Source organism: Streptomyces cyaneus (assembly GCF_004028635.1).
Lineage (GTDB): Bacteria > Actinomycetota > Actinomycetes > Streptomycetales > Streptomycetaceae > Streptomyces > Streptomyces cyaneus.
Genome location: NZ_RQJW01000007.1, coordinates 127,390 through 151,416 on the forward strand (window position 1 = coordinate 127,390; position 24,027 = coordinate 151,416).

The window sequence follows — 24,027 nt, forward strand, 5'->3', positions numbered from 1 at the left end:
AAGCCTCCTCAGGCGGACTGAGTCGCGAACTCACGTTCACGCTCGATCTCGGTGGAGGTCAGCGGCATGCGTGCGGCGGTCCGTCGCAGGATGGGCGGGGCCATCACCGACGTGACGACCGCCACCAGCACGACGATGGTGTAAGACCCGCTGGTCAGCACCCCGATGCGCAGGCCGACGGAGGCGAGCACGATCTCCACCACGCCACGGGCGTTGAGGCCTGCGCCGATGGCGAGCGCCTCGTTGCCCGACAGTCGTCCGACCCGCGCGCCGAGGTAGCCGCCGACGAACTTCGCCCCGATGGCGACGGCGAGGGTGGCCAGCCCGGCGAGCAGGATCTTCGGACTCTCGAGCGCGGACAGGTCCACCTGGAGCCCGGCGGTGGCCAGGAAGATCGGGGCGAGGACCGCCATCACGAAGGGCCGCATGGTGTCCAGCGTTCGGCGCCCGGCCTTGCCCAACGAGCCGATCACGATGCCACACAGGAAGGCGCCCAGAATCGGTTCCATGCCCAGTGCATGGGTACCGGCCGCGGACAGGATGATCAGCACGATCGCGACCGAGAGGCCGACCTGGGTACCTGCCGGCCCGCCGGACCGCTCGGCCCATCCCATCAGCCGCGCGATGAGCGGACGGGCCAGGAACGCCGCGAAGGCCAGCACGATCACCAGGTAGCCGACGGACTCGAGAACCACCCCCGAGTGGAGACCGTAGGTGGCCATGGCCGACACGATCGACAGCAGCATCCAGCCGATGATGTCGCTCACCGCCGCCGAACCGATGATGATCTGACCGACGTTCCGGTGCAGCAGTCCCATGTCCAGCAACGTCTTGGCGATCACCGGGAGCGCGCTCACCGCCACCGCCACCCCGATGAACAGCGCGAAGGTGAGCCGGTTGCCCGGATCGCCCATCAATTGCGTGGGCAGCACGAAGCCGAGCCCACAGCCCAGAAACAGCGGCAGCAGCACTGTGCCCGCGCTGACCGAGGCGATCACCCGACGCTTGCGCTTGAGCAGGCCCAGGTCGATGTGCGCGCCAGTGATCGCCACCAGCAGCAGCACGCCGAACTGCGACACGGCGCTGAGCAGGTGCATCTGCTCGGGATCGTGGGGCAGCAACCAGTTGGACAGGCCCGGTAGCCAGTTGCCCAGCAGCGAGGGCCCAAGCACGACTCCGGCGGTCAGCTCCCCGACGACCGGCGGCAGTTTCACTCGCACGGCGAGGCGGCCGAGGACGATCGCGGTGGCAAGCAGCAGACCCGCCTGCAGCAGGAAGATCAGGATCTGGTGGTGGGTGAGACCAGGCACTGGTCCCGTGGCCAGCGTCATTGCGTTCCTTTCGGGTAGACCGCGCTACGGCGTGGTCACGGTGCAGGGGGTGGCGTCCTTCGTGGCCCGCAGCGCGCGACGAGCGGCAGGGACGAGCTGCCTGGTGCCGCCGGCCGGCCTGGGCCCGATCCGGATCAGGACCGATCCCTGCGCCGTCAGCAGCACCTCGGTGTGGCCGGCATCCGTCACCATCCCCGGGCGTCCAGGACGGCGGGCGACGGCACTCAGCGCTGCCGAGGCCACCGGGACCTCAGGAGCCGAGTGGCTCCGGGATCCCCTTCGCCTCCTCGGACTCGGCCGGCCGCTGCTGCCGCTCCAGCAGAGCCACCATGGGGCGCACCAGGAGTGAGGCGAGCAGGAAGAAGGCCGCCAGACCCAGCCAGCCGACCCGGCCGGTGCCGATCACCACGGTGGTGAGCAGGCTCGGCCCGATGATGCCCTCGCTCGTGGAGCCGAGGTTGAAAACCGAGAGATAGGTGGCTTTCTGGCCCTCGGGAGCGAACAGGTACGACAGCTGCCAGCCGCCGACGGACTGCCACAGCTCGCCGAAGGTGAGCAGCACCAGACCGATCAGCAGCACCGTGAGTGCCACCGCCGCGCTCGTACCCTGGGCGTACGCGAAGGCCACGCTGCACGCGGCGAGCGCCAGACCACCGCGGCGCAGCGCCCGGCCGGCCCCCTTGGCGTCGTCGGCCCCTCTGGAGAAAGGGACTTGCAGCACCACGGCCAGCACGGTGTTGATGAACACCAGGATCGGCACCGCTGCGGTGGGGGCCTCGGTGGCCGTCACCGTCCACAGCGGGATGCCGACCGAGAGGATCGTCATGTGCAGGCAGAGCGTGCCGTTCAAGGTGCTCAGCGCGACGTAACGCCAGTCGCGGAAACCCTTGATGGCACTGAACACGCTGCCGGAGGCACGGGCGGCCGTGCTGCGGGGCAACTTCAGCCGCATCAGCAGGCAGGCCGAGACGGAGAAGGCCAGGGCGTTGCCGAGAACCAGCAGCCGGAAGGCCGAAGGGTTGGACGCCGACAGCAGTGGGGCGGCGAGCAGGGCGCCCAGCGAGAACCCGACGTTGCGGACCGTGCGGATGATCGCCATGGCCCGGAGCCGGTCCTGGGGACTGGTGGTCTCGGCGACCACCGCCTGGTTCAGGGGCGGGGTCGACCCTTCGGCCACCGCCATGCACGAGGCGACCACCGTGAAGCCGATCGGGTCGCTCACGAAGCAGAGCCCGATGAAACAGCAGGCACGCCAGAGCTGAGTGCCGATCAGGGCTCGCAGCGAGCCGAACCGGTCGGCGAGGGCGCCGACCGGCACCGTGGCCAGGAAGCCGAACACTGCCGCGGTGGCGAGCCCGAGGCCGATCTGAGAGTTGCTCAGGCCGACGTAGCGGATGAAGAAGACCGTGGAGCCCGCAAGGAAGAGACCGGTGCCGATCGAGCTGATCAGAGCCGTGAGCGCAAAGGTCCGCGCGGCGGGGGTGGACGGCACGTAGTCCTTGAACGAGGGCAGCTTCACCGCCGTTCCTCCTCTGCGGCACCATCCGTGCACACCACGGCGATCCGCCCCGCGACGTCCTCGGCGTTGGCGGCCGCGTCGGGGCCGTCCGCGCCCGTGGCGATCACATGACCGGCCCGTTCCCAGGAGCTGGTCGTCGGCCGGACCGTGTCCCCGGGCGCGACGCCGACGTGCACTGAATGCACGCCCTTGGCAGCTCGCGCCTTCTCCTCGCCCAGGACCTCGGCCACCACACCGGGAGGCGAGCTCAGGAAGCGGATTGCGGCGCCCCCCAGCGGGTCGCGCGGCCCGACTGGACCGCCGCCCTCCAGGATGCCGAGCAGGTCGTCGGCCAGGGAGCCGCCGTAGGCGAGGTCGATCAGCTGCGGGATGTTGTCACCAGGGAGCCGGGCCGCGCACTCGACCAGGTACGGGCCGCCGTCGCCGAGGATCCACTCGGCGTGCAGCACGCCGTTGCGGAAGCCGGCTGCCTCGGCCAGCAGCCGGACGGCCCGGTACAGCGCCTCCTCGGTGGCGGCGGGAAGCCCGGCCGGGACGGTGTGGGCCAGTTCGACGGGGTAACGGGACTGCAGCACGGTCTTGGCCGTGATGTTGCGGAAGCCGACCACACCCTGGTGGACCAGGACCTCGACGCTGACCTCAGGACCGTACAGACGCTGCTCAACCAGGTAGCGGTCGGCGTCGGCGTACCGGGCGCGCTGCCGGGTGTCCCTGGCCCCGGCGGTGTGCGACCACAGCGCGTGAACGTCGTCATCGGGCTCCAGAAGCTGGACGCCGAGGCTGGCCTGACTGTTGCCCGGCTTGATGACACAGGCCCGCCCGTGCACGGAGCGGAACCGCTCGACCTCGTCCGGCCCGCTGACCTCGGCCCAGGCAGGCTGGGCGATGCCGGCCGCACCGGCCACAGCGCGCAGCCGCGCCTTGTCGCGGAACACCCGCGCGGCGGCGAGCCCGGCTCCGGGCACGCCCCAGGCGTCGGCGAGCGCGGCGGCCGAGACCACCCCGTACTCGACACCGGGCATCACCGCCTGCACACGCGGCGGACGCTGCACGGCGGCCACGACTCGCTCGGGGTGCTCCTCGTCTTGGGTCGGGGCCTCCAACAGAGCCGCCACGCAACGGAACTTGGCGGCCTGCTCGTGGGCTCGCCGAGCCTCGATGACGCTCGATTCCTCCAGGATCAGCACGGACCGTTCCGGGAGGCGTTCCTCCAGGTCGGAGAGGCTCCCGACGCTGAAGCCTACGAGGACGTGGGTGATGGAGTCGCTCAGGGACATCGAAGGTGCCTTGTCGCAGAGGGTTGGATAGCTGAGATGAGCAGCTCAGGACGTATGGGCTGGAAGGCCATATCGGCCCGACGAAAACCTGGCGTACTGGGGAATCCGGAACGTCTCGGGGTTCCACCGGCTTCAGCTCGGGGCGTCTCAGCGATGGGAACCGCGGATGCAAGGCACCGAAGTCGTACGCCCAGGCGGCCGGCATCCGGGGCGCGCAGGCGTCCGCGTCCTTGAGCGGTCGGGCTTCAGGGGAGCGATGCCCCTACTCTTCGAAGGGGAACTTGTCGGCGAGCGCCGGCTTCAGGTCCGACAGCCACTTGGCTTCCGGGTCGTAGTGGGCAAAGAACGGCCGCCCCACCAGCGACGCGTCGCGCGCCTGGATGAGCCGGAGCATGAACAGCCGCTCGCCGTTGATCTCCGTGACGCCGTCGACGCATACCTTGCCCGGCGTGGCCGACATGGAGGGGCCGCGAACGGTCCGGCAGAGGCCGGAGACCGAGGTATAGGCATCCCGGAAGATTTCGTACGCCCGGCCGAGCGGGACCGCGAAGTAGTCCTGCGGGCCGGTGTCGCGCTCGACGAACATGTAGTAGGGGATCATCCCCATTGCGTGCTGCTGCCGCCACATGCTCGACCAGTCGCTGGGATTGTCGTTGATCGACCGGATCAGAGGGGCCTGCGTCCGGATGGTCGCGCCCGTCGACTGGATGCGGCGGACCGCCTGGGAGACCAGCTGCGACTCCATCTCCCGCGGATGGCTGAAGTGCGCCATGAAAGCGAGATTCTTGCCGGCCTTGGTGACCCGCTCGAACAGCCGCAGGGTGGCGTCCGCGTCCGGGTCGGTCACGAACCGCTGCGGCCAGTACGCCAGGGCTTTGCTCCCGATCCGGATCGATTCGAGCTGCGGCAGCTCGAGCAACGGCTCGATGTAGCGCTTGAGGACCGTCTCGCCCATGATCATGGGATCGCCGCCGGTGATGAGCACGCTGGTGACGTCAGGGTGCGCCACCAAATATTCCACCAGGCCGTCGATGTCGTCGGAAGCGAACTTCAGGTCCGGCTCCCCGACGAACTGCGCCCACCGGAAGCAGTACGTGCAGTATGCATGGCAGGTCTGCCCCTGCTTGGGGAAGAACAGCACCGTCTCTCGGTACTTGTGCTGGATGCCCTGCATCTCGTCGGGAACGTTGAGATCCATCTGCCCGGCGGGATGGGGGTTCAGCTTCATCCGAACCTCGTGGGCCGCGCGCTGGATCTCCTTGGGCGGTGCCTCCTGGCGGAGCAGGTCCGCGATCCGGGCGACGTCCGAGTCGGGCAGCATGTCCGCCTGGGGGAAGACGAGCCGGTAGATCGGGTCGTCGGGGGCGGCGGACCAGTCGATCAGCTCGTCCACCACGTAGGCGTTCGTCCGAAAGGGCAGCACCGTCGCCACGGCTCGAGTCGCGAGCCTCGCCTCGGGCCCGAGCCCCGCTCGGGCCACCAGTTCATCGAGGTGCTTGTTGGTGTAGGCGCGAAAGCGTTGCGTGGCGCGCACCGGCGTGCCGGCCAACCCGGCGGGCGGTGCGTCATTGAGCAATGTCACTCGTGGACTCTCTTCTGGTGTCATACGGCCTGGTGCCGCAACTTCTGGTCGTAACAATGCAAATCGCGTGGCAGACAGCAGAGGCCCAAGACCCCTCTGCTTCCCTGATTTGCCGGGGCGTTTCTCCAGGCGGCCACGGAGACACCGTTCCGCAGTACTCCGGACTTTTTCTGCAAAACACTTGATGCCGTAAGGCTCGCTTTGAAGGTGCCGTTCCCCTGCATAGATCCAGGCCACTGCGGCTCCCGATCGATGCCAGATCGAGAACGGCACCTTCGTCACGCTTTCAACCTGCGCGCCTGCCGGTCGAGCAGGTCACGAATTACTCAGGCCTCGCGGGGAGCCAGGAGCGTGCGAGCCTCGCGGGTACCGTCGAAGTACGGGCTGGCGTAGACCAGTTCGCCGTCCTCGGTAGCGACCTTGTCGTTGAAGTCGCGGCCGATGTCGTAGTTGAACGTGGCCCGCGGGGAGGCGAGGTTCTCGACGCGACGCTTGTCGTACCGGGCGTCGACCGAGGAGAAGCGCAGCGCGTAGGCCAGCCGCGACGGGATCGGGCCCTCCTCGAGCTTGATGCTGCGGTGCAGCACGTACTTGTCGAAGAGAAGGGCGTCGCCCAGTTCGAAGGAGTCCTCCACCGCGAAGTGGTCCAGCAGCGCCTTCGTCGAAGGCGAGTTGAGCGGGCCGTCCTTGAGGGTGCTGAAGTCCTCGTAGCTAAGGTCGCGGCCGGCCTCGACCTCGCTCCTGCAGTACTCGGGCACCAGGTTGAAGTGCTGGTAGACGAACTCGCCCGAAAGGTGCTGCTTGGACACGTACTTCATGCCGCCGCGCTGGCCCTGGGCATCGATGGTGCACAGCGGCGTCCAGACGGTGAAGCCTGCGTCCTGGCGGCGCTGGAAGCCGAAGCTCTTGTTGCCCACGTGCCACGGGAACCCGGTGCTCTTGCCCTTCGCCAGTTCGAATCCGAGCCCCTGGGTGAAGAACAGCTGCTGACCGGTCAGCTTGGCTATGGCGGTCGAGAAGGTCTCGTCGCGCATCACGTCGAGAACGGTGGGGTCGTCGTTGCCCACGTCGTACTTCAGCTTGCTGAAGCCCTTGCCGTAGTTGTCCGACGGGGGAGCGACCTCCGAGGTGCAAAGCTTCTGCATGTGCTCGATGAGTTCCGGCGAGAAGATGCCCTTGAGCTTCAGGAAGCCGTGCTCACGGAAGTTCTGAATATCTGCGTCAGAGACAGAAAAGCTCGGATTGATCACGCGCGGACTCCTGTTTGATGTTTCTGGAACGGGGTAGTGGGCTGCCGGCGGTTACGGAAGATGGGCACGCCAAGCGGATATCCGGATCGCCGAGCCTCTTCCCCAGGACCGCAGATCCCCGATATCTGACCTGGGCGTCCCCTATTCGCACGCGGCAAAGATTCCACGCACGGCAGGGCTCAACGAGCGGCATACCTCCCAGCCAAGTAAATCCACACGGTCAGGCGCACATCAAGAGACATTCATGCCACCTACTGACATCGCGGCGTCGAGTCGGCAGTGCAATTGATGGACAACCCGCCATTGCCAACCCATTTCCCAGGCTTCACAGGGTGGACCTTCGTGGTGTAACCGACAAAGTAGACTGGGCAACTTGATCTTGCAGGCTGCCGTTGGCACACTCCTGCCGAGCTGAGCGAGGCGAATGTGACCACCATCACAGCAGCCGATTCGGCGCCAACACCCCTCCCCGGCTACAGCCGGAAAGAGGCGGGCTGCAACGGGGGAATTTTTAAAATATGAATTCTGGTTATTCGCTCGCGACAAAAGTAAAGCGAGCAAACGGGGTAGGCGCTCGGAAAGATGGAGCGATGGATCCGATCGAGCTCCATGGCGCGATCGAGGTAGTAGACGTTCTGGCTCGACGCGGAATGATCGCCGTTCTGAACGCTCTGATATTGGGCCCACTTGGGCACAATGAACTTGCTCGTGAGACCAACATGGACAGCAAGCAGTTGTCTCGGACGCTCGTTCGCGCGCGGGATACGGGAATAGTGGATCGCATAGTCAGTGGCGAAATCCCTCCCGTGCGCGTGCATTACGAGCTGACCCCGAGGGGCGAAGACCTGGCCAGGGCAATCATTCCGCTGGCCCTCTGGTCCAAGAACTCATAACTCTCATTGGATGCGGCGTATTCACAGGCCGTGTCGTTGCCCTAAATTTCCGTTTGATGATGCGGGCGAAATGGCCATGACCACGGCCATGCACATACTCCGCCCAGCAGGATTGAGGCACCGTGGAAAACCTGATCATGTCGCCAATCAGTGCGTTGCTTCGCAGTACGCCTCGGGAATGGTCCGACGCAACCCAGAACACGGCCCATCTGTTGACGGGAACAGACTGCGATCACCCGCCGGAATGGATCAAGGCGCACTACGGTGACGCGTTCCAGGAAATTGAGTGCTTCGAGAATTACGAGGCGAACGACCTGGTCGCGAAGCGGGCCGACCACCTGCTCGCGAACGGCGGGTTCAAACGGGTCATCCCCATGACAGAGGCAGACGTCATGCGAGCGGCATGGCTGCGCAAGCGCCACGGGCTGACCGGTGTCCCTCCCGAGGACGCGGTCTACATGCGCGACAAGTTCCTCATGAAGCAGTGCGCGTCTGCGGCAGGCGTTCCGGTGGCTCATGGCCGGAAGGTCCGCAACGCCTTCGAGCTGCTCGACTTCGCGGACGAGGTCGGCTTCCCGGTCGTACTGAAGCCGATCTCGGGCCGGGGATCGGCCGAGACCTTCATCCTGGACTCGGAGACCGAGCTGGACTCCCTGCTGAGTGCGGGAATCTTCGCCAGGGCCGACCGCGAGCCGGACATGCTCGCCGAGGCCTTCGTCGACGGGACGCAGTTCCACGTCGACGGCTACTACTCCCAGGGCGTCTGCCGCTTCATGAGCGCGGCTCGGTATGTCGGCAGTCATATCGATTTCTTTCAGGGCGGCGGGTTCTTGGGCAGCACGGTTCTCGACGCCCGGAGCGACATTTTCCGGGAACTCACCGAGTTCACCAGGAACCTCCTGGAGAAGGTGCTTCCCTTTGGGCCCGACGGCCTCTTCCATGTGGAGATCTGGCAGCGCCCGAACGGCGAGCTCGTCCTCGGCGAGGCCGCACAGCGGCTCGCCGGCGGTCCGATATTCGAAGAGAGCCGGGCCAGCTTCGGGGTCGATTACAAGATGGACGCAGTCCGTGCGTTCTGTGGGTTCGAACCGTGTGACTCGCCGGGAACAGAGGCCCTGCAGAAGCAGATCGCCGGGCACGGAGAGATCTCCTCCACCAGGGCCCTGACCAAGGCCCCTCAGTCGGCTCCGTTCGACTGGGTGCTGGACTACAAGTTGCGGCACACCAGCAGCGAGATCGTGACTTTCGTCGTTTCCGGCGCGACCAGTGACGAGGTCGAAGAACGCCTTCGCATCTGTACCGACTGGTTCTACGCGAATGCGGAGTGGTCGGATGAGTGCTGAAAGAGCAGAGCTTGCCGAACACCTTCTCATGGTCGGTGGAGCACGCGAGGTCCCGAGGAATTGCTTCCAGGCTGCCCCCGGGCTGCGGATCAGCGTGATCTGTCGGCAGGAGTTCGAAAGCAAGGTCTGGGACAAGAAGGACCTGCACCGGCTGCTGCTCCTCGATCCTGAGACCAGCCGGGAGGAATGGCTGGGCATCGTCCGGGCGATCCATGAGAACGACCGCATCGATGCGATCGTCAATTTCACCGAGTCGGATGCGGACAAGACCGCCTACATCGCCGAGAGGCTGGGGCTGAGGTGCTACTCCGCGCAGACCGTTCAGTGGGTCACCGACAAGTACCTCATGCGCGCCCGCCTGAACGAGACGGGCGTCGATCACACTCCCGCGATGAAGGTGGTCGGCCCGGACGAGCTCGCCAAGGCCGCCGCTGAGCTGGGCTACCCCGTCATCTGCAAGCCCACAGGAGGCACCGGAAGCCTGGGCATCAGCAAACTGGAGTCCCCCGCGGACGTCCCCCGGGCCTTCACCTGGAGCAAGGAAGGAACTTCGAGCCTGGACGGGGACGAGCTCATAGCCGAGCCCTTCCACCAGGGCCAGGAGTTCAGTGTCGAGTGCATCAGCGAGACAGGCCGACACTACGTGGCAGGCATCACCCAAAAGTCCATCGACCAGGACAGCTTCGTCGAAGTCGGGCATCTGCTGCCGGCGCCGCTTCCTGACGCGGACGCGGCAGCCATCTCCGACACCGTTCTCCGGATGCTGGACGCGCTGGAGATCCAGGACGGCCTGACCCACACCGAGGTGATCCTCACCGAGAACGGTGTCCGGATCATCGAGACCCATCTACGCTACGGCGGCGACAGGATCCCCAACATGCTCACGGCCGCGACGGGGATCGATATCCAGAAGGCTTGGGCTCGTCAGGCGGTCGGCCACTCGATCACCGCGGAGATCGAGGAGGCGATAGAGCGTCATCGGAGCGGCGAGCGCGCGGAGTTCGCAGCGATCCGGTACCGGTGCGCCGACCGCCGGGGCGTACTCACCGCAGTCCACGGCATCGAGGAGGCGCACGGGATGCCCGGCGTGATGGAGGTCGCCGCTGTGGCCGAGGTCGGTGAGCAGGTCGGCGATCTCACCGATTCGCTCGCGCGACTCGCGTTCGCCTGGGCACTCGGCGCGACGCCGGAGGAAGCCACAGAGCGCGCTCAGGCGGCAGTGGAGTCGCTCACCTTCGATCTCGACGACGAACCCGGTGGCCAGACGTGATGCTGCGCTCCATGTCGATCAGTTCTGGCCCCCTGGCATAGCCGTCATCATCAACCTGCCGGGGACCGCGGCACCTTCGTGGCTTGCTCGGTGCCGTGATTTGTTTTGCTGCTCGACGAGCTCGCACAAAGCGAACAGGATGCCTCCTTGAGGAGCGCCTGCACGTCGACATCGCGGGCCTGTCGACCCACCTGCGCGACCTCGAGCGGGAGCTGTTCCAACTACCGCTCGAGCAGCCAGTGATGCCCTGATACCCGGCCGACCAGCGCGTTCTCGCCTCCGGCGTGGCTGATAACTTGGCCCCATGACGGTGGCGTTGATCGACTCAGGGTTCGGACTCCTCTCCACTACGGGCTGGCTCCGGCACCTGGCCCCGGAACTCGACCTGCTGTTGCTACTCGATCCCGACGGCGCTCCCTGGGGATCGAAGACGGCCTCCTTCGTCACGGAACGTCTGTTGACCGCCGCTCAGTTCGCCATCGAGCGAGGCGCGCAGGCCATCGTGGTCCCCTGCAACACCGCCACCGTCACCGCGATCGACGCTCTGCGCGAGAGGTACGAGCCGCGCGTACCTGTGATCGGAACCGTGCCCGCCGTGAAGCCGGCCGCAGCAGTTGGCCAAAGCATCGCCGTGTGGGCAACCGTCCGGACCACGGCGAGCAAATACCAGGAGCGCCTGATCGCGGACCACGCGAACGGCCGGCCCGTGGCGCGTGTCGCATGCCCCGGCCTGGCGGAGGCGATCGACCACGGCGACACCGCCGCAGCAACGGCAGCCATCGCCGACGCGGCCGAGCGAACCCCCGAAGACTGCGACTCCGTGGTGCTGGGATGCACGCACTACCCCCTGGTTGTGCCAGAGATCCTACGGAGCCTGCCCAGTGGAATCACTCTGTACGACAGCGCGGAGGCGGTCGCCCGTCAAACGCTGCGACGATTGGGGAGAGCCACGGACTCGCGCAGCACGATGGGCGCCATCGACGTGGTACTCAGCGGTCGACCCGGAAGCCTCCCGACCGGCGGCCACGCCTACCCCGTGGGTCGCGCCCTCGCCGCAGCAGAGCGGGTACCCCGCGACATTCTCACCTCAGCAGTGACTCGCTCCCCGATGACTTCACCGGCGATCTGAGCAGGCCCCACGACAACCCGCCCGGGTTGGCTGGGTGACGGGATGTGCCGCGCGGCATGGAGCGCATCGCGTACGGCAGTCTGCTTCAGCCGCCGACAAGGTCAGCTCCGGTCCAGGTTCCTCTCCATGACGTCGATGTAGTTGAAGATGAAGTGGTCCCTGAGGCCGTCGCTTCCCGGGGCGAGGAGGTCGGCCGTCAGGCCCCTGGCCCGGTCGGTCAGCCCTCGATGGTGCTGAACGGTCCGCTCACACATCGCTCACGCACGCTCCTGCCTGATGGCCGTGGCCGCCCTCACCCACGGCTCCCCCACGGGCGCCAGGCACAGCCGACCCGGATCCAGTGGCCGAGGGGCATCTATGATCTCCCGCCGCGGATGCTCAGGTGGGCCCCCGCCCGGCTGCGGAGGCGGCACCAGCACTGCCCACTCCGCAGGTGCGAGATCAGCCGGATACGCGAGTCGCCCGCCCCGGCCATCCCAGCCTCCACCAGCACAGGGACTAACTCGCCTTCCCTGAACGGAACTTCCCAGACACCCTCTAGCTTTGCGACGACTCATCGACAGCCTCGCGGCGCCGGAAGCGCAGCACCATCCCGCCCGCCGCCAGCGTCCCCACGGCACCCGACGCGATGCCGAGCGCCAAGCCGCCGCCGAAGCCAAGTCCGTCGCCCGATGCCGGGGCCTCGTCCGGAGTCGAGACCTTTACCTCTCCACGCAGGACGATCGAGGGGTAGTTGCACACATAGTCGCGGTCCTTTTCCGTCACGCAGTCGGCGTCCTTGTGGCGCAGCGTGAACGTCACGGGATACGTGCCGGGCTTCAGGTTCTCTCTGATCCGGCCCGCACCTACCCAGGCGCTCTTGGTGTCACCGAGGGCGGTTTCGTCGGTCAGCGCCGGGCTGGAGACCTCCACCGACGTCGGGTGCGGATTGCCAGGGCGCTCCTTGACCGTGAGTTCCACTGTCTCGCCGGGTCCTGCCGGACCGCTGACGGAAACGTATCCCCCTCCAGGGAAAGGGAGCCGATCGGCGTGGGCCGTCGTGGACTGCCCGAGCAGGATCAGAGGTGCGGCAATTGCAGCGAGTCCGCCATATGCGAGTGAGCGTGTGAGGTGGGTCATATGCGCCTTTTCTTGCATAAAACGGTCCTATGATCATGGCTGACCTTGACGTATTCACGCCAGGCGGCATGACACGCGTCTCCTTTGATGACGGGGAAATTGACCATGAAGTTGCGCAGAGCGCTGGGCGCTGTGGCGGGGGCTGCGGCACTCATTCTGCTGCCGGGGCTTCCGGCGTACGCAGACCAGAGCGAGCCACCTCCCTCGGGGAACGCCGCCCCGAGCGCCCTGGCGGAAAAGCCTTCCGTTCCGCCGACCCCCGTCCCGCCGGGCGGGGACGACGACGCGCGTGGGTTCACGCCGGCCGACGCCGACAGCTACTGGACTCCGGAGCGCATGCGGGCCGCGCAGCCCGTCCAGGAGCAGGAGGCCAAGCATTTTCCCGCTCCGACCAGGGCGCCCCGCTCCCCCAGCAAGCCGTTCGAAGGGCTGCCCGTCGTCGGCACCTTCTTCTGGAACGACGGCACCGACACCGGCCGCTTCTGCGGTGGCACGGTCGTCAAGAGCCCCGGCAAGAACATCGTGATGAGCGCCGGTCACTGCTTCGACGACCAGGACGCGCGCAAGAACCTCACGTTCGTCCCGCAGTACGACGACGGCAAGAAGCCGCACGGCGCCTTCACGGTCAAGCCCGGGCGTATATACGTCGACAAGCGATACCTGTCCAAGGGCCCGGACGCCGCGGCCGACCTCGACTTCAACTTCCTGCAGCTCGAACCGCGCGGTGGCAAGAACGTCGAGGACGTCGTCGGCGGGGCCGAGTTGATGATCAATGCCGGGTACGCCCACGACCCGGTCCGCCTCATCGGCTATCCGGCCAACCAGAAGCGCCCGCTGGACTGCACGGACAAGACCGTCCGCTACAACAGCACCGACCCGAAGATCCCGGGCAGTTTCCTGCGTATCGCATGCGACAAGTACTCCGGCGGCGCGTCCGGCGGCCCGTTCCTCATCAAGCGAGGCGGCGGCTGGGGTCTCATCGGCGTCATCGGCGGCTGGAAGACCGGCGGTGACAAGGACGACATCTCCTACAGCTCTTACCTCGATGCTGACGCCAAGGCGCTGTACGACGACGCGGTCAACAACCGTCAGCCGGCCGGCCGTGGCGTTCTGGGCAAGGCCGAGACCTGGAAGCACGCCGAGGTCATCGCCGGGGGCTACTTCACCGACGGCAATCCCGGAACGTGGGACTACTCCGACCTGATCGTCCGCTGGACCGACGGCGAAGTGACCCTGTACCGCGGTGCCGGTGAGGACGCTGACAACTTCGACAAGGAGATTCGTCTAATCGGGCCCAACGGCACCTGGAAGCACGCGGAGACCATCGCGGCGGGCGACTTCACCGGTGCCGACAGGGATGACCTGATCGTCCGCTGGACCGACGGCGAGCTGACGCTCTATCCCGACGTCGACGAGCGGGGATTTCACGGCGATGTCCAGCTGCAGAAGCCCAACGCCACGTGGAAGCACGCCATTTCCATCACCGGTGGCCGCTATACGAGCAGCAACAAGTGGGCCGACGATCTCCTGGTCCGCTGGAGTGACGGTGAAGTCACCTTGTACACCGACGTCAACCGCGACGGCTTCCACGGGGAGAAGAAGCTTGCCGCGCCCAACGGCACCTGGAAGCACGCCGCGACAATCACGTCGGGCGACTTCACGGGCAACGACCAGCACGACCTCATGGTGCGCTGGACGGATGGCGAACTGACCCTCTACAAAGACCTCGACCAGAACGGCTTCCACGGCGAGATCCAGGTCAAGAAGCCCAACCGGCTCTGGACCCACGCCACCCTCCTGGGCGCCGGCGACTACACGGAGAACCGCCACCCTGACGACTTCCTGGTGCGGTGGTCCGACGGTGAGGTCTCCATGTACCCGGACGCCGACGAGACCGGCCTGAACCGCGAGATCACGCTGGTATACCCGCCCGCGTAAGGGCTTCCTCCGGACAGGAGAAGGGCTCTTCTCTCCCCCTGGGCGCGAGAAAGAGCCCTCCTCCCATCGGACTGCTCTCGTTACATCCGGGACGGCTTCTTCTTGTTGAAGAGCCAGACATCGAAGAGCTTCGTCAGCTTCTTCCCGGACTTGCCCTCACACAGGGCGATGAACTGTCCGGTGTCGGCGTTGCCGTGCCGGTGCTGTCGGGTCCAGGTGCGGAGAATGTCGAAGAAGGTCTCGTCGCCGACGGCCTCACGCACCTTGTGCATGACCATGGCGCCACGTCCATAGACGGGCGGGTCGGAGACGCGCGCTGCGCGGGGAGGATCGGCCGGCGGGAAGGCCCAGATGCCCTCGCTCTCGGAATCCGTGCCGTCGTAGAAATCCTCGAAGATCTCATCGGTGTTCCTGCCGCCCTGCTCCTCCTCCCAGAGCCACTCCGCGTAGGTGGCCATGCCCTCGTTGAGCCAGATGTCCTTCCACTTGCGCGGGGTGACGGAGTTGCCGAACCACTGGTGCGCCAGCTCGTGCACGAGCAGCCACCGGGCAACCGGCGGCGCAGCCCCCCACGTGCTCGGACGGCCAGCACAGGGTCCGTTTGGCCTCCATCAGCGCACGCAGAGCGGGCCGTTGGGCGAGCTCGGCCGGCCTGGGGCGGGTCCGCTGCTCACCCGCTTGTTCACGCCACTTCGGCCTGTTGACATTGCGTCTGCAACGCGAGGTGTGAGAGGAGGAGGGCAAGTTCAACGGGGCGGGCAAGGCCGCGTTCGAGACGTTCAAGATGCATGCCGATGAGATCACGGACGCGCTGAACAGCTCGCTCAGCGCGATCCTGGGCGGTCAGTCCGGCATGGACAGCGCGTTCGGCACCGGTGATGTGGAGTTGGAGGACAACGCCCACCAGAACATGGGCGCTGCCAACTTCGACGCGGCCCGCTTCGGCGCGCGGTAACCACGCAGGCGCACGCGCGCTCGTCTGCCGAAATCACCTTCACCCGCCTCAAGAGGGAACTTGACGAATCGATTGCGGGGCGCCCTGTCGAATGGGGCCCGCGATGAGCTGACGAGACTGCGACGGCGCGCATCAGGGCATGACACTGCGGTTGTGGTACGCCGACCGGCGAAGGTGCTGCCGCGCCCTCGCCGGTTGTGCGTCATGCTCCTGCCGCGGACATCAGCTGAGGGTCCACTTTTGGTTGGCCGCTCCGGTGCAGGTCCACAAGATCAGCTTGGTGCCGTTGGCGGTAGCCGCGTTCGAGGCGTCCAGGCAGAGGCCGGAGAGGTTGTTGGTGATGGTGCCGTTGGAATTGACCGTCCACTTCTGGTTGGTTCCGTTGGTGCAGTCCCAGATGATGACCTTGGTGCCGTTGGTGGTGCCGTTGTTGTCGGCGTCGAGGCACTTGTTGCCGTAGACGACGAGTTCGCCGCGCGAGGTGTGGGTGAAGGTCTGGTTGCGTCCGCCGGAGCAGTCCCAGATCCCTGCCTGGGTGGCGTTGACGTAGGTGTTCTTGTCGATGTCCACGCAGCGGCCCGAGGCGGAGCCGACCAGGGCGGTGCCGTCGGTGCCGGGGATGCCCTGGACGCGGAGGGCATCGATGTCGGGGGCGGAGCTGCCCGAAACCGCCGCGAACTTCACGGTGTTCGCGCCCTTGGCCAGGTGCGCGAGCACGGACACGGTGCGGTAGGTGGTGGCCGAGCCGGTCGGCGGGAAGGCCATGCGGTAGCTGTACTGGCCGTTGACCTGGATGGTGGCCTTGCGGGCGGTACTGGAGCCGTTGGCGTAGGTGATGTCGACGAGCTTGGTGCCCGCCGTGGAGGCGTTGACGTTGCCGAACGTGGGGGTGGTGGCGGTGGTGGTGTCCTCGTACGTCGAGCCGGCCGCCTCGGTGCCGGAGACGGTCAGCAGGACAGCGTCGTTGGCGGGGACGGAGGTGGTGTAACTCGTCGCGTGCGATCCGGCGTTGGTGCGGGTCCAGGCGTTGCGCACGCTGGCGGAGGCCGGGGTGAGGCCGAGGTCGGCCCAGCGGACGGTGATGTTCGCGGCGGAGCCGGTGCGGTTGAACAGCATCACCGCGCGCTTGCCGGTGCCGGCGAGGACCTTGCCGTACACCTGCAGGTTCCGGGTGTCCTCGGCGACCTTGACGCCCTGCAGGCCGCGCGGGTCCTGATTGACGGCGAGGACCTCGGGGTTGGTGAGGATGTCGCGGGTCTCGGTGGTCATCGTGGCGACGTTGTTGCCGGCCAGCAGCGGGGCGCCGGCGATCGACCACAGGCTCATGTGCAGCCGGTTGCGCGCGGCGGTCATGCCGTTCAGGCCGACCATCAGCATGTCGGGGTCGTTGTAGTACCCGGTGTGCTGGGCCGCGGGCTGGAGGGCCTCGTCGAAGTTGCGGTACATCTTCGTCAGGCCCGGGGTCTCCTTGTACAGCAGCACGTCGTGGCTGGTGCGCCACAGGTCTCCGTAACCGGTGGCCCAGTTCCAGGGCAGGCCGGTACCCCACTCGCAGAAGGAGAGCACCAGCTTGCGGCCGGTGACGGCGGACGCGGCCTCGTTCGCGGCGGCGATCTGCTTGTACGTGCTCTCCTGGTCCAAGCCCTGTTCGCGGCCTCCGCACCAGTCGATCTTCACGTAGTCGAAGCCCCAGCGCTGGAAGGTCTCCAGGTCCTGCTGGTAGTGGCCCTCCATGCCGGTGTTCGGGGCGGCCGGGCGGGTGGTGGGGAAGTAGTAGCCGCAGCCTTGCTTGCCCGCGTCGGTGTAGATGCCGGCTTTGAGGCCCTTGCTGTGGATGTAGTCGGCCATCGCCTTCATGCCGCCGGGGAACAGGTTCTCGTCGACGACGATGTTGCCGTTCGCATCCCGCTCGCCCTGCCACCAGCCGTCGTCGAGGTTGACGTACTTGTAGCCGGCCGCGGCCATGCCGGAGGAGACCAGGGCGTCGGCCTGCTGCTTGATCACATTGTGGTCGATGCTGCTGAAGAAGCTGTTCCAGGACGCCCAGCCCATCGGCGGCGGGGTGACGCCGATCTGGTTGGTGCTCACGGCGGCCGGTTCGGCGGGCAGGGGCGCCGACGGCTCGGGCCGGTCAAGGGACGCAAGACCGGCCACGGCGAGTCCGGCGGCGAGGACCTGGGCGGTGATGCGCCTGGTCCATCTTCGTACGGCGGGGTGGGGCATGCGGCTCTCCAGGGGGAGGGGGAAAAGAGGAAGGGGGAAACAAGGCCGGCCTCACGACGGCCCAGGGACGGCGGGGGTCCGCCGGCCCGGGCACCACGCTCGGGTGCCGGTTCGCCGGGCCCGCGGCGCCGTGTCCAGCCGGGACGTGACCCCGGCGTCGTCGGCCGTCCGATATACCGGCCGCAGTCCGGGGAAGTGGTCAGAAAGTAGAGGTGGGGCATAGGGAGGTCAATGGTTTTGTCGAAGCGCGTTGGATTTTGTGTGGTTGGGGAAGGTCACGCAGGTCACGTCGCCGCGGCGGGTGTCCGGGCGTATGTCGCCGTTCCCGGTGCTCCACCAGGTGTTGCCGTGGGTGAGCACAACGCCCTTGGGCGTGCCGGTAGGGCCCGAGGTGAACATCGGGATCACCGGGTCGTCGGTGCGCCCGGGGACGACCTCGATGGTCGGCTGTGCCGTGGTGATCAGCGGGGACCATGGCTCCCGGCCTTCCGCTCCGGCGGTCGGCACTTCGGGGTCGTCGTCCACCAGGAGAAAACGCCTGAGGCGTGTCCAGACGCGCACGGCTTCCACACCGGCGCGGCGCCCCTCCTCGCAGACGATCACCTCCGCGCTGCTGCTCACTGTCCACTGTCAAGACGCATCTGGCCGACATCCAGCAGAAGATCGACGCCCGCAACCGGGTCGATCCCGGCATGGGCGTGAGAACGCGGCCTGGTGCGGGAGTGATGGGGACGGCCGCACAGCTGAAGGCGGTCGGAAGTCAGAGCGTGGCGCGCAGGTGGCTCACCGTGACGAAGTGGAAGCCCTCGGCGGTGAGGGTGCGCAGGATCTGCGGGACGGCGGCGACGGACGTCGGGTGGATGTCGTGCATCAGGACGACGCTGTTGCGCCGGGCCTTGGCGATGACCGTCTGTGCGACTTTGGCGCTGTCCCGGTACTTCCAGTCCTCGGTGTCGATGTCCCACAGCACCGGCGCCAGTGTGGTGGCGGCCTTCACCTTGGTGTTGATCGCACCGTACGGCGGGCGGAAGAGGGTGGGGGCCTTGCCGGTGGCGGCCTTGATCGCGGCGCTGGTGCGGCGCAGCTGGTAGGCGACCTGCTCGGGGGTGAGCTTGGTGAGGTCGGGGTGGTTCCAGGTGTGGTTGCCGATCTCGTGGCCGGCCTTGGCCTCGGCGCGTACCAGCGCGGGGTGGGCGGCCATGTTCTGGCCGACGACGAAGAAGGTGGTGCGCGCCTTGTACCGGGCGAGGTGGTCCAGCAGGGTCGCGGTCTCCGGGGCGGCCGGGCCGTCGTCGAAGGTCAGGGCGATGCACTTGACCTTCGTGCAGTCGGTGTCGTCGTCGGCGGAGGCGGTGTGGGTGGGCACGGCCGCACTCGGTGTGCTGGTGGCGCCCAGGTCGAGACCGTCGCTGGGGCGCTCGGTCTGCTTCTGGGCGCGCTTGCCGAAGGGGGACAGCCAGGGCGTGATCGCCGCCTTGGTGAAGGACACGACGAATGACCCGGCCGCGGTGCCTCCCACCGTGCCGGGTTCGAACTCCACTCGGAGACCGCCGTCCGTGGTGAAGGACAGGTCGTCGAGAAGGCCGGCGAGGTGGGTGGCGTCGGCGAAAGCGTCGTCGAGGTAGGTGGGGTCCACCCCCTCGTGGCCCCTGAGCCGCTTCTTCAGGGCGGCGGAGAAGGCGTCCCGGGATCCGTCGGCGATGAGGTCGAGCGCCTGCCGGTAGGCGCCGTCCTTTCCGTCGTACCAGTAGCTCTTGGCCGACTGCCCGTTGCCGGCCCCGCTGCCGTCCAGGGTGGTGAGCCGGACTCCGAGCACGTCTCCGGACGCGACCAGGAACCGGTGGCTGACGTTGAACTCGCCCCCCGAGGCTGAGCCGCTGCCGCACCTGTTGGAGCGGAAGGTGTCCAGGCGCTGGTCGACGTCCTTCTTCATCGCGGCGGTCATCGCCTCCGCCCCGGGCACGTCCGGGTAGCTGACGGCGAACGGGCAGGAGCTCTGCTCACTGCTGTCGTTGACGATCTCCAGACCTTTGATCTTCGACGGGTCGACCGTCCGGGACGCGGTGGAGGGCGGGCCGGGCTGTGCCTCAGGGGTGGGGCCCGGGGTTCCGGACCCGTGGGAGCAGGCCGCGGTCAGGGTGAGGGAACCGAGGAGGAGAAGGGCCGAGGGGATGAGGGTGTGAGCGCGCATGCGGAGTACCTGGAGGGGAGAGGATGTGCCGGGCGTCGCGGAGCGGACGCCGGTCGGCCGCCCTGCGCGGGAAGTGCGCGGACGGCCGTCGTGCTCTCGATGCTCCAGGTCAGAGGCGTTTTTCAGCGACCCTCGGGGTCACCCTGAACAATCCTCGGCCCCTGGTCGCGGCTTCTCAGCGCGGTGCGGGGCACACCTCCCGGTACGGGGCGTCGGGCACGTAGGTGTGCCACTGGGCCCGGGTGAGTCCGCCGCCTGCTCGTTCGCAGATGGTGCGGACGGCCTGGTCCGGGTCGATGGACAGGGCCTGGAGCAGCACGTCCGGGCCTGAAACGTAGACAGTGCCCCCGTCACGCGCGAAGGAGAGGGAGCCGATCTCGTCGCCGGAGGTCGGCAAGTCGCTGCCGAGCAGCCGCTGCCCGTCGGTGTCCCACAGCCGCAGCGTGCCGGCTCTTCCGCCCACGGCGAGGGTGTGTCCGTCGGAGGAGAAGGCGAGCGCGGTGACGGGCTCGGGCTCACCCCGCGAGACCGTGTCGGCAGTGCCGGTCAACACGCCCGTACGACGCCGTACGTCTCCGTCCCAGAGGGTGACGTGCCCGGTGTCGTCACCGACGGCCAGCCGGGTGCCGTCGGGGCTGAAGTCGAGCGCGGTGACCTCGCGGCCGTCGGCGAGAGCGCGCCCGGTGACCTTGCCGGATGCCGGGTCCGCGTACGCGTCGCCGTGGCTGACCAGCAGCCGTCCGTCCGGCCGGATGGCCAGGGCTGTCTCGGACATGCCGTGCAGGGTCCGTGACCTGCGGCCGCGTGCGGTGTCCCACACCTCGGCCCCGCCTTCACGCACGGTCAGCACAGTCCGCCCCCCGGGGCCCACGGCGAGGTCGGACAGGGGGCGGTCGGCGGCGCCGGAGGTCTCGAAGGACGTGCGCACCCTGTGCGCCGGCACGTCCCACACCGTGAACCGCAGCCGCAGGGAGCCCTGCGAGGAGGTGGTGTCGGCGACGGCGAGCGACCGGCCGTCCGGACTGAAGGACAGCAACGGGCTCGTGGTGCTGTCCAGCGAGGGCAGGGGGCCGAGCGGGGCCCGGGCGAGCACCTTGCCGATGGGGGTCCCCCCGCTCGAGCGCAGTTCGAAGCGGTAGCCGTGGCCGGACCGGGTGACGGTGGCCAGGGAGGTGCCGTCGGGGCTGAGGGCGGTCGCCCCGGCCTCGGTGTCCTGCCAGCGGGCCTCGAGGCGATCAGTCAGGTCGTAGCTGTGGACGGTGGCACCGTCCAGATAGCGCAGCACGCGCTGCCCGCCCGGGACCCAGGTCAGCCCTCCCACCTCCGCGCCGGACAGCGGCCGCGCGTAGGCGAGGGTGCCTCCGCTGTCCATGCGCCACACGGCGATCTGCTGGTCGTCGGCCGTGGCGAGGAACCGTCCGTCGGGGGAGAGGGCAAGCTGCGTGAACCCGGAGATGCCGCCGCTTGCGAAGTCGGCGACCGTGCGCCCGCTGCCCACGTCCCAGACGGTGGCCGCCGTGCCGTAGGCGACGGCCAGCCGTCGGCCGTCCGCGCTGAACTTCAGCAGGCGGTCTCCGTTGTCCGCGCCCGAGCCGGTGCCGCAGACGGTGCTGTCGGCCTTGTCCCAGGCTCCCGTCAGGCGCCGGTGCCGGACGGTGTCCCACACCTGCGGCCGGCCTCCGGGAGGGCACAGCGCCAGCAGTCGGCCGCGCGGACCGACGGCCGTCATGAGCATGCTGTCCGGGGCGGCGGCCGAGAAGACGTTCCCGGCGCCGTCGGTCCGCTGCAGCCGCAGCGAGCCGCCGTCCCCCGCCGGGACGGTGAGGTACGCGCTTGCGTCGTCGGAGGCGTCCACCAGCGTGGCGTCGCCCAGTTCGGCGGCGGGCTTCCCGGCGGCGAGGTCCCACAGCACCTCACCGTCCGGCCCGGTCAGATCCAGGGAGCGGGAGTCGGGGCCGGCGGCGGTCATCTCCATACCGCTGGGCAGGTGGTAGGTCGCCGTACGCCGGTGGTCGGCGACACGCCACACCCTCACGGTGCCGTCCGCGACGCTGACGAGGCTCCGGCCGTGGTCGGTGAGGAAGCGCCGGGCGTCGCTGCCCGTCTGGGGGTCGGTGAAGGCGTCCCGTTCCGGCTGGGCCAGCGAGGCGAGCAGTGCGGAGCGGGACTCCGTCAGCGGAGCGAGCTTCCAGGCCGCGACGCCGAGCACGGCGGCGGTGCGCGGGTCACTGGAGCGCAGGCTGTCGGCGATGGTGGCCAGGCGGCGGGCGGCGGCCTTCGCGGACTCCTGCTCGCTCGTCCGGTCGCGCTGCCAGGCGAGCAGGCCGGCCGCGAGCGCGCACACGAGGAACACCGACAGGCCCACGGCGAGCGCGCGCGTGCGACGGGCGGTCCGTGCCCCGGCGTCCCGCTCGGCGTCCCGCGCCGCGAGCGACGCGGTGAGAAAGGCCCGCTCCAGCCGGGACAGGTCGTCGTCCTGCGCTCCTCGCCTCTGGAACAGTTCCTCGGCCCGGGCCAGCCGGGTGCCCCGGTACAAGGCGCCCGGATCGCGGTCCAGTCCGTCCCAGGCGCGGGCGGCCTCGCCGAGCAGTCGCTGGGCGTGCAGCCGTTCCCGGCTCTCGTCGATCCAGCCGGCCAGCCGCGGCCAGCTCGTGATCAGGGCCTCGTGGGCCAGCTCGACGGCGTCGCCGTCCAGGGTGATCAGGCGGGCGGTGGCGAGACGTTCCAGTACGTCCGGTGCGTCCGGGCCGGTCAGTTCGGCGCGGGACGCCGGGCGGCGCGTGTCGGGGGCGACCGCGGGCAGGGAGGGACCCTGTTCGTGAGCGGAGCCGCCGGGTGCGATCAGCCGCAGCAGGATGCGGCGGGCGGTCCGTGCCTGCCGCGCGGTCAGGCCGCCGTACACCTGCTCGGCCGTGGCGGCGATCGCCCCGCGGACGCCGCCCGCCTCCTCGTACCCGGCCAGCGTCAGGGTGCGGCCCCGGCGACGGCGCCACGTCTCCAGCAGGGCGTGCGAGAGCATCGGCAGCGCGCCCGGCTGGTCGCCGGCCTCCTCGATGATCCGGGCGGTCAGCACCCGCTCCACGTTCAGCCCGGCCGCGGTGGCCGGGCCGGTGATAACCTCGCGCAGCTCGTCCCCATTCATGGGCCCGACCAGCAGGTTGGCGCGGCTGACCGCCTCGGCGAGCTCCCGGTGGGCGGCGCAGTGGCCGTAGAAGTCGCCGCGTACCGCGACCACCACGCGCAGGCGGCTGCCCGGCTCACGCGCGCTGAGCAGCAGGTCCAGGAAGCGGTCCCGCTCCTCGCGGTCGTGGCAGAGGGTGAACAGCTCCTCGAACTGGTCGACGATCACCCAGGTGTCCAGCTCACCGTCCTTGGCGACGAGCGCCTGTCCGTGTGTGCGAGCGGGCCGCTCGCCGGGAGTGAGCACCCGGATCACCGCCGGGCGGTCGACACCCTCGCTCTCCCGCAGCCGCGGGACGAGACCGGCCCTCAGCAGCGAGGACTTGCCGCTGCCGGAGGGCCCGAACACGGCCGCGAAGCGGTGCGCGTGCGCCAGGTGCAGGAGTTCGCGTACCAGTGCGTCCCGGCCGAAGAACAGGTCGCTGTCAGCCGGTTCGAAGCGGGCCAGCCCTCGGTACGGAGCCCGCTCGTCGGCCGCGGGAGCCCGCAGCTCGGCGTCCGCCTCCCGCCAGCAGGCCTCCCACTCGTCCGGGTCGGCGTCCAGGGCCTCCACGTACGCGCGCACCACCGCGAGCGTCGGCAACTGGTCGCCGGCCGCGGCCTGCGACAGGGCGGTCGTGGAGTAGCCCGCGCGCTCGGCCATCTCCCGGTACGGCGGCTTGCCGGCCTTCTCCCTCAGCAGGCGCAGGTCGTGCGCGAGGCGCTGGACCGGACCGGCGCTCGGGTCGACCGGCTTCTCTCGTCGGCCCACCTGGTGGCACCTTTCAACCTTCAAACACAGGAACGGGCGCCCAACCTACGTTTTTCACCCATCCGGAGGCAATCCC

Annotated in this window: 18 protein-coding genes and 1 pseudogene; 6 read left to right on the forward strand and 13 right to left on the reverse strand. The window is 68.3% G+C overall.

The window, feature by feature from the left end:
• Positions 1-8: 8 nt before the first annotated feature.
• From EHO50_RS26000 to EHO50_RS26020, 6 genes are all read right to left on the reverse strand, one after another.
• The gene (locus EHO50_RS26000; protein ID WP_128433634.1) at positions 9-1,331 is read right to left on the reverse strand and encodes a cation:proton antiporter; all 1,323 of its coding nucleotides are present in this window, start codon (positions 1,329-1,331) and stop codon (positions 9-11) included.
• Between the two features lie 24 nt (positions 1,332-1,355).
• Positions 1,356-1,523 (reverse strand): hypothetical protein, encoded by a 168-nt coding sequence (locus tag EHO50_RS44135; protein WP_164904944.1) that lies wholly within the window; start codon positions 1,521-1,523, stop codon positions 1,356-1,358.
• Positions 1,524-1,581: 58 nt separating this feature from the next.
• Positions 1,582-2,850 carry an MFS transporter gene (locus EHO50_RS26005; protein WP_128433635.1) on the reverse strand — a complete coding sequence of 423 codons (1,269 nt, stop codon included), beginning with the start codon at positions 2,848-2,850 and terminating at the stop codon, positions 1,582-1,584.
• The gene (locus EHO50_RS26010) at positions 2,847-4,127 is read right to left on the reverse strand and encodes an ATP-grasp domain-containing protein (protein ID WP_128433636.1); all 1,281 of its coding nucleotides are present in this window, start codon (positions 4,125-4,127) and stop codon (positions 2,847-2,849) included. Before EHO50_RS26010 ends, EHO50_RS26005 begins: the two co-directional genes overlap by 4 nt.
• A gap of 262 nt (positions 4,128-4,389) precedes the next feature.
• Positions 4,390-5,709, reverse strand: coding sequence for a KamA family radical SAM protein (locus EHO50_RS26015; RefSeq protein WP_128433637.1), 1,320 nt, complete (start codon positions 5,707-5,709; stop codon positions 4,390-4,392).
• Between the two features lie 326 nt (positions 5,710-6,035).
• The gene (locus tag EHO50_RS26020; RefSeq protein ID WP_128433638.1) at positions 6,036-6,959 is read right to left on the reverse strand and encodes a phytanoyl-CoA dioxygenase family protein; all 924 of its coding nucleotides are present in this window, start codon (positions 6,957-6,959) and stop codon (positions 6,036-6,038) included.
• 650 nt (positions 6,960-7,609) lie between these two features.
• On the opposite strand from EHO50_RS26020, the gene EHO50_RS46110 reads away from it, so the two are divergent.
• The 4 genes from EHO50_RS46110 to EHO50_RS26040 all read left to right on the forward strand — a co-directional run bounded on the left by EHO50_RS46110 (position 7,610) and on the right by EHO50_RS26040 (position 11,594).
• On the forward strand, positions 7,610-7,852 hold the full coding sequence (locus EHO50_RS46110; RefSeq protein WP_425472273.1) for a winged helix-turn-helix transcriptional regulator: 243 nt from the start codon (positions 7,610-7,612) through the stop codon (positions 7,850-7,852).
• Between the two features lie 122 nt (positions 7,853-7,974).
• Positions 7,975-9,195: an ATP-grasp domain-containing protein gene (locus EHO50_RS26030; protein WP_128433640.1), complete on the forward strand. Its 1,221-nt coding sequence runs from the start codon at positions 7,975-7,977 to the stop codon at positions 9,193-9,195.
• Positions 9,185-10,465, forward strand: coding sequence for an ATP-grasp domain-containing protein (locus EHO50_RS26035; protein WP_164904946.1), 1,281 nt, complete (start codon positions 9,185-9,187; stop codon positions 10,463-10,465). Before EHO50_RS26030 ends, EHO50_RS26035 begins: the two co-directional genes overlap by 11 nt.
• 304 nt (positions 10,466-10,769) lie before the next feature.
• Positions 10,770-11,594 carry a glutamate racemase gene (locus tag EHO50_RS26040; RefSeq protein WP_128433642.1) on the forward strand — a complete coding sequence of 275 codons (825 nt, stop codon included), beginning with the start codon at positions 10,770-10,772 and terminating at the stop codon, positions 11,592-11,594.
• 101 nt (positions 11,595-11,695) lie between these two features.
• Here EHO50_RS26040 and EHO50_RS26045 read toward each other — a convergent pair whose 3' ends face one another.
• Positions 11,696-11,848: a hypothetical protein gene (locus EHO50_RS26045; protein ID WP_181449698.1), complete on the reverse strand. Its 153-nt coding sequence runs from the start codon at positions 11,846-11,848 to the stop codon at positions 11,696-11,698.
• Between the two features lie 283 nt (positions 11,849-12,131).
• A complete protein-coding gene (locus EHO50_RS26050) occupies positions 12,132-12,554 on the reverse strand; it encodes a hypothetical protein (RefSeq protein WP_128433643.1) in 423 nt (140 codons plus the stop codon).
• Positions 12,555-12,818: 264 nt separating this feature from the next.
• Between EHO50_RS26050 and EHO50_RS26055 the strand changes: the two genes are divergently transcribed.
• Entirely contained in the window at positions 12,819-14,651 is a 1,833-nt protein-coding gene (locus EHO50_RS26055) for a trypsin-like serine peptidase (RefSeq protein WP_164904947.1), read from the forward strand.
• Positions 14,652-14,731: 80 nt separating this feature from the next.
• Here EHO50_RS26055 and EHO50_RS26060 read toward each other — a convergent pair whose 3' ends face one another.
• Positions 14,732-15,187, reverse strand: a complete 456-nt coding sequence (locus tag EHO50_RS26060) for a M1 family aminopeptidase (protein WP_425472261.1) — start codon at positions 15,185-15,187, stop codon at positions 14,732-14,734.
• 200 nt (positions 15,188-15,387) lie between these two features.
• Between EHO50_RS26060 and EHO50_RS26065 the strand changes: the two are divergent.
• A pseudogene (locus tag EHO50_RS26065) lies at positions 15,388-15,606 on the forward strand (hypothetical protein); the annotation flags it as partial.
• 222 nt (positions 15,607-15,828) lie between these two features.
• Here EHO50_RS26065 and EHO50_RS26070 read toward each other — a convergent pair.
• From EHO50_RS26070 to EHO50_RS26090, 4 genes are all read right to left on the reverse strand, one after another.
• Positions 15,829-17,829, reverse strand: a complete 2,001-nt coding sequence (locus EHO50_RS26070; RefSeq protein ID WP_128433645.1) for an RICIN domain-containing protein — start codon at positions 17,827-17,829, stop codon at positions 15,829-15,831.
• A 228-nt stretch (positions 17,830-18,057) separates the two neighbouring features.
• Positions 18,058-18,450 (reverse strand): AMP-binding protein, encoded by a 393-nt coding sequence (locus EHO50_RS26075; RefSeq protein WP_128433646.1) that lies wholly within the window; start codon positions 18,448-18,450, stop codon positions 18,058-18,060.
• Between the two features lie 139 nt (positions 18,451-18,589).
• Positions 18,590-20,020 (reverse strand): polysaccharide deacetylase family protein, encoded by a 1,431-nt coding sequence (locus EHO50_RS26085; protein ID WP_128433647.1) that lies wholly within the window; start codon positions 20,018-20,020, stop codon positions 18,590-18,592.
• A gap of 175 nt (positions 20,021-20,195) precedes the next feature.
• Entirely contained in the window at positions 20,196-23,951 is a 3,756-nt protein-coding gene (locus EHO50_RS26090) for an nSTAND1 domain-containing NTPase (RefSeq protein ID WP_128433648.1), read from the reverse strand.
• Positions 23,952-24,027: the final 76 nt, after the last annotated feature.

Excerpts from the sequence above, each read along its gene's own strand:
- EHO50_RS26010 (WP_128433636.1), bottom strand. The coding sequence starts at position 4,127 with ATGTCCCTGAGCGACTCCATCACCCACGTCCTCGTAGGCTTCAGCGTC.
- EHO50_RS26070 (WP_128433645.1), bottom strand. The coding sequence starts at position 17,829 with ATGCCCCACCCCGCCGTACGAAGATGGACCAGGCGCATCACCGCCCAG.
- EHO50_RS46110 (WP_425472273.1), top strand. The coding sequence starts at position 7,610 with ATGATCGCCGTTCTGAACGCTCTGATATTGGGCCCACTTGGGCACAAT.
- EHO50_RS26045 (WP_181449698.1), bottom strand. The coding sequence starts at position 11,848 with ATGTGTGAGCGGACCGTTCAGCACCATCGAGGGCTGACCGACCGGGCC.
- EHO50_RS26000 (WP_128433634.1), bottom strand. The coding sequence starts at position 1,331 with ATGACGCTGGCCACGGGACCAGTGCCTGGTCTCACCCACCACCAGATC.
- EHO50_RS44135 (WP_164904944.1), bottom strand. The coding sequence starts at position 1,523 with ATGGTGACGGATGCCGGCCACACCGAGGTGCTGCTGACGGCGCAGGGA.
- EHO50_RS26055 (WP_164904947.1), top strand. The coding sequence starts at position 12,819 with ATGAAGTTGCGCAGAGCGCTGGGCGCTGTGGCGGGGGCTGCGGCACTC.
- EHO50_RS26040 (WP_128433642.1), top strand. The coding sequence starts at position 10,770 with ATGACGGTGGCGTTGATCGACTCAGGGTTCGGACTCCTCTCCACTACG.
- EHO50_RS26085 (WP_128433647.1), bottom strand. The coding sequence starts at position 20,020 with ATGCGCGCTCACACCCTCATCCCCTCGGCCCTTCTCCTCCTCGGTTCC.
- EHO50_RS26035 (WP_164904946.1), top strand. The coding sequence starts at position 9,185 with ATGAGTGCTGAAAGAGCAGAGCTTGCCGAACACCTTCTCATGGTCGGT.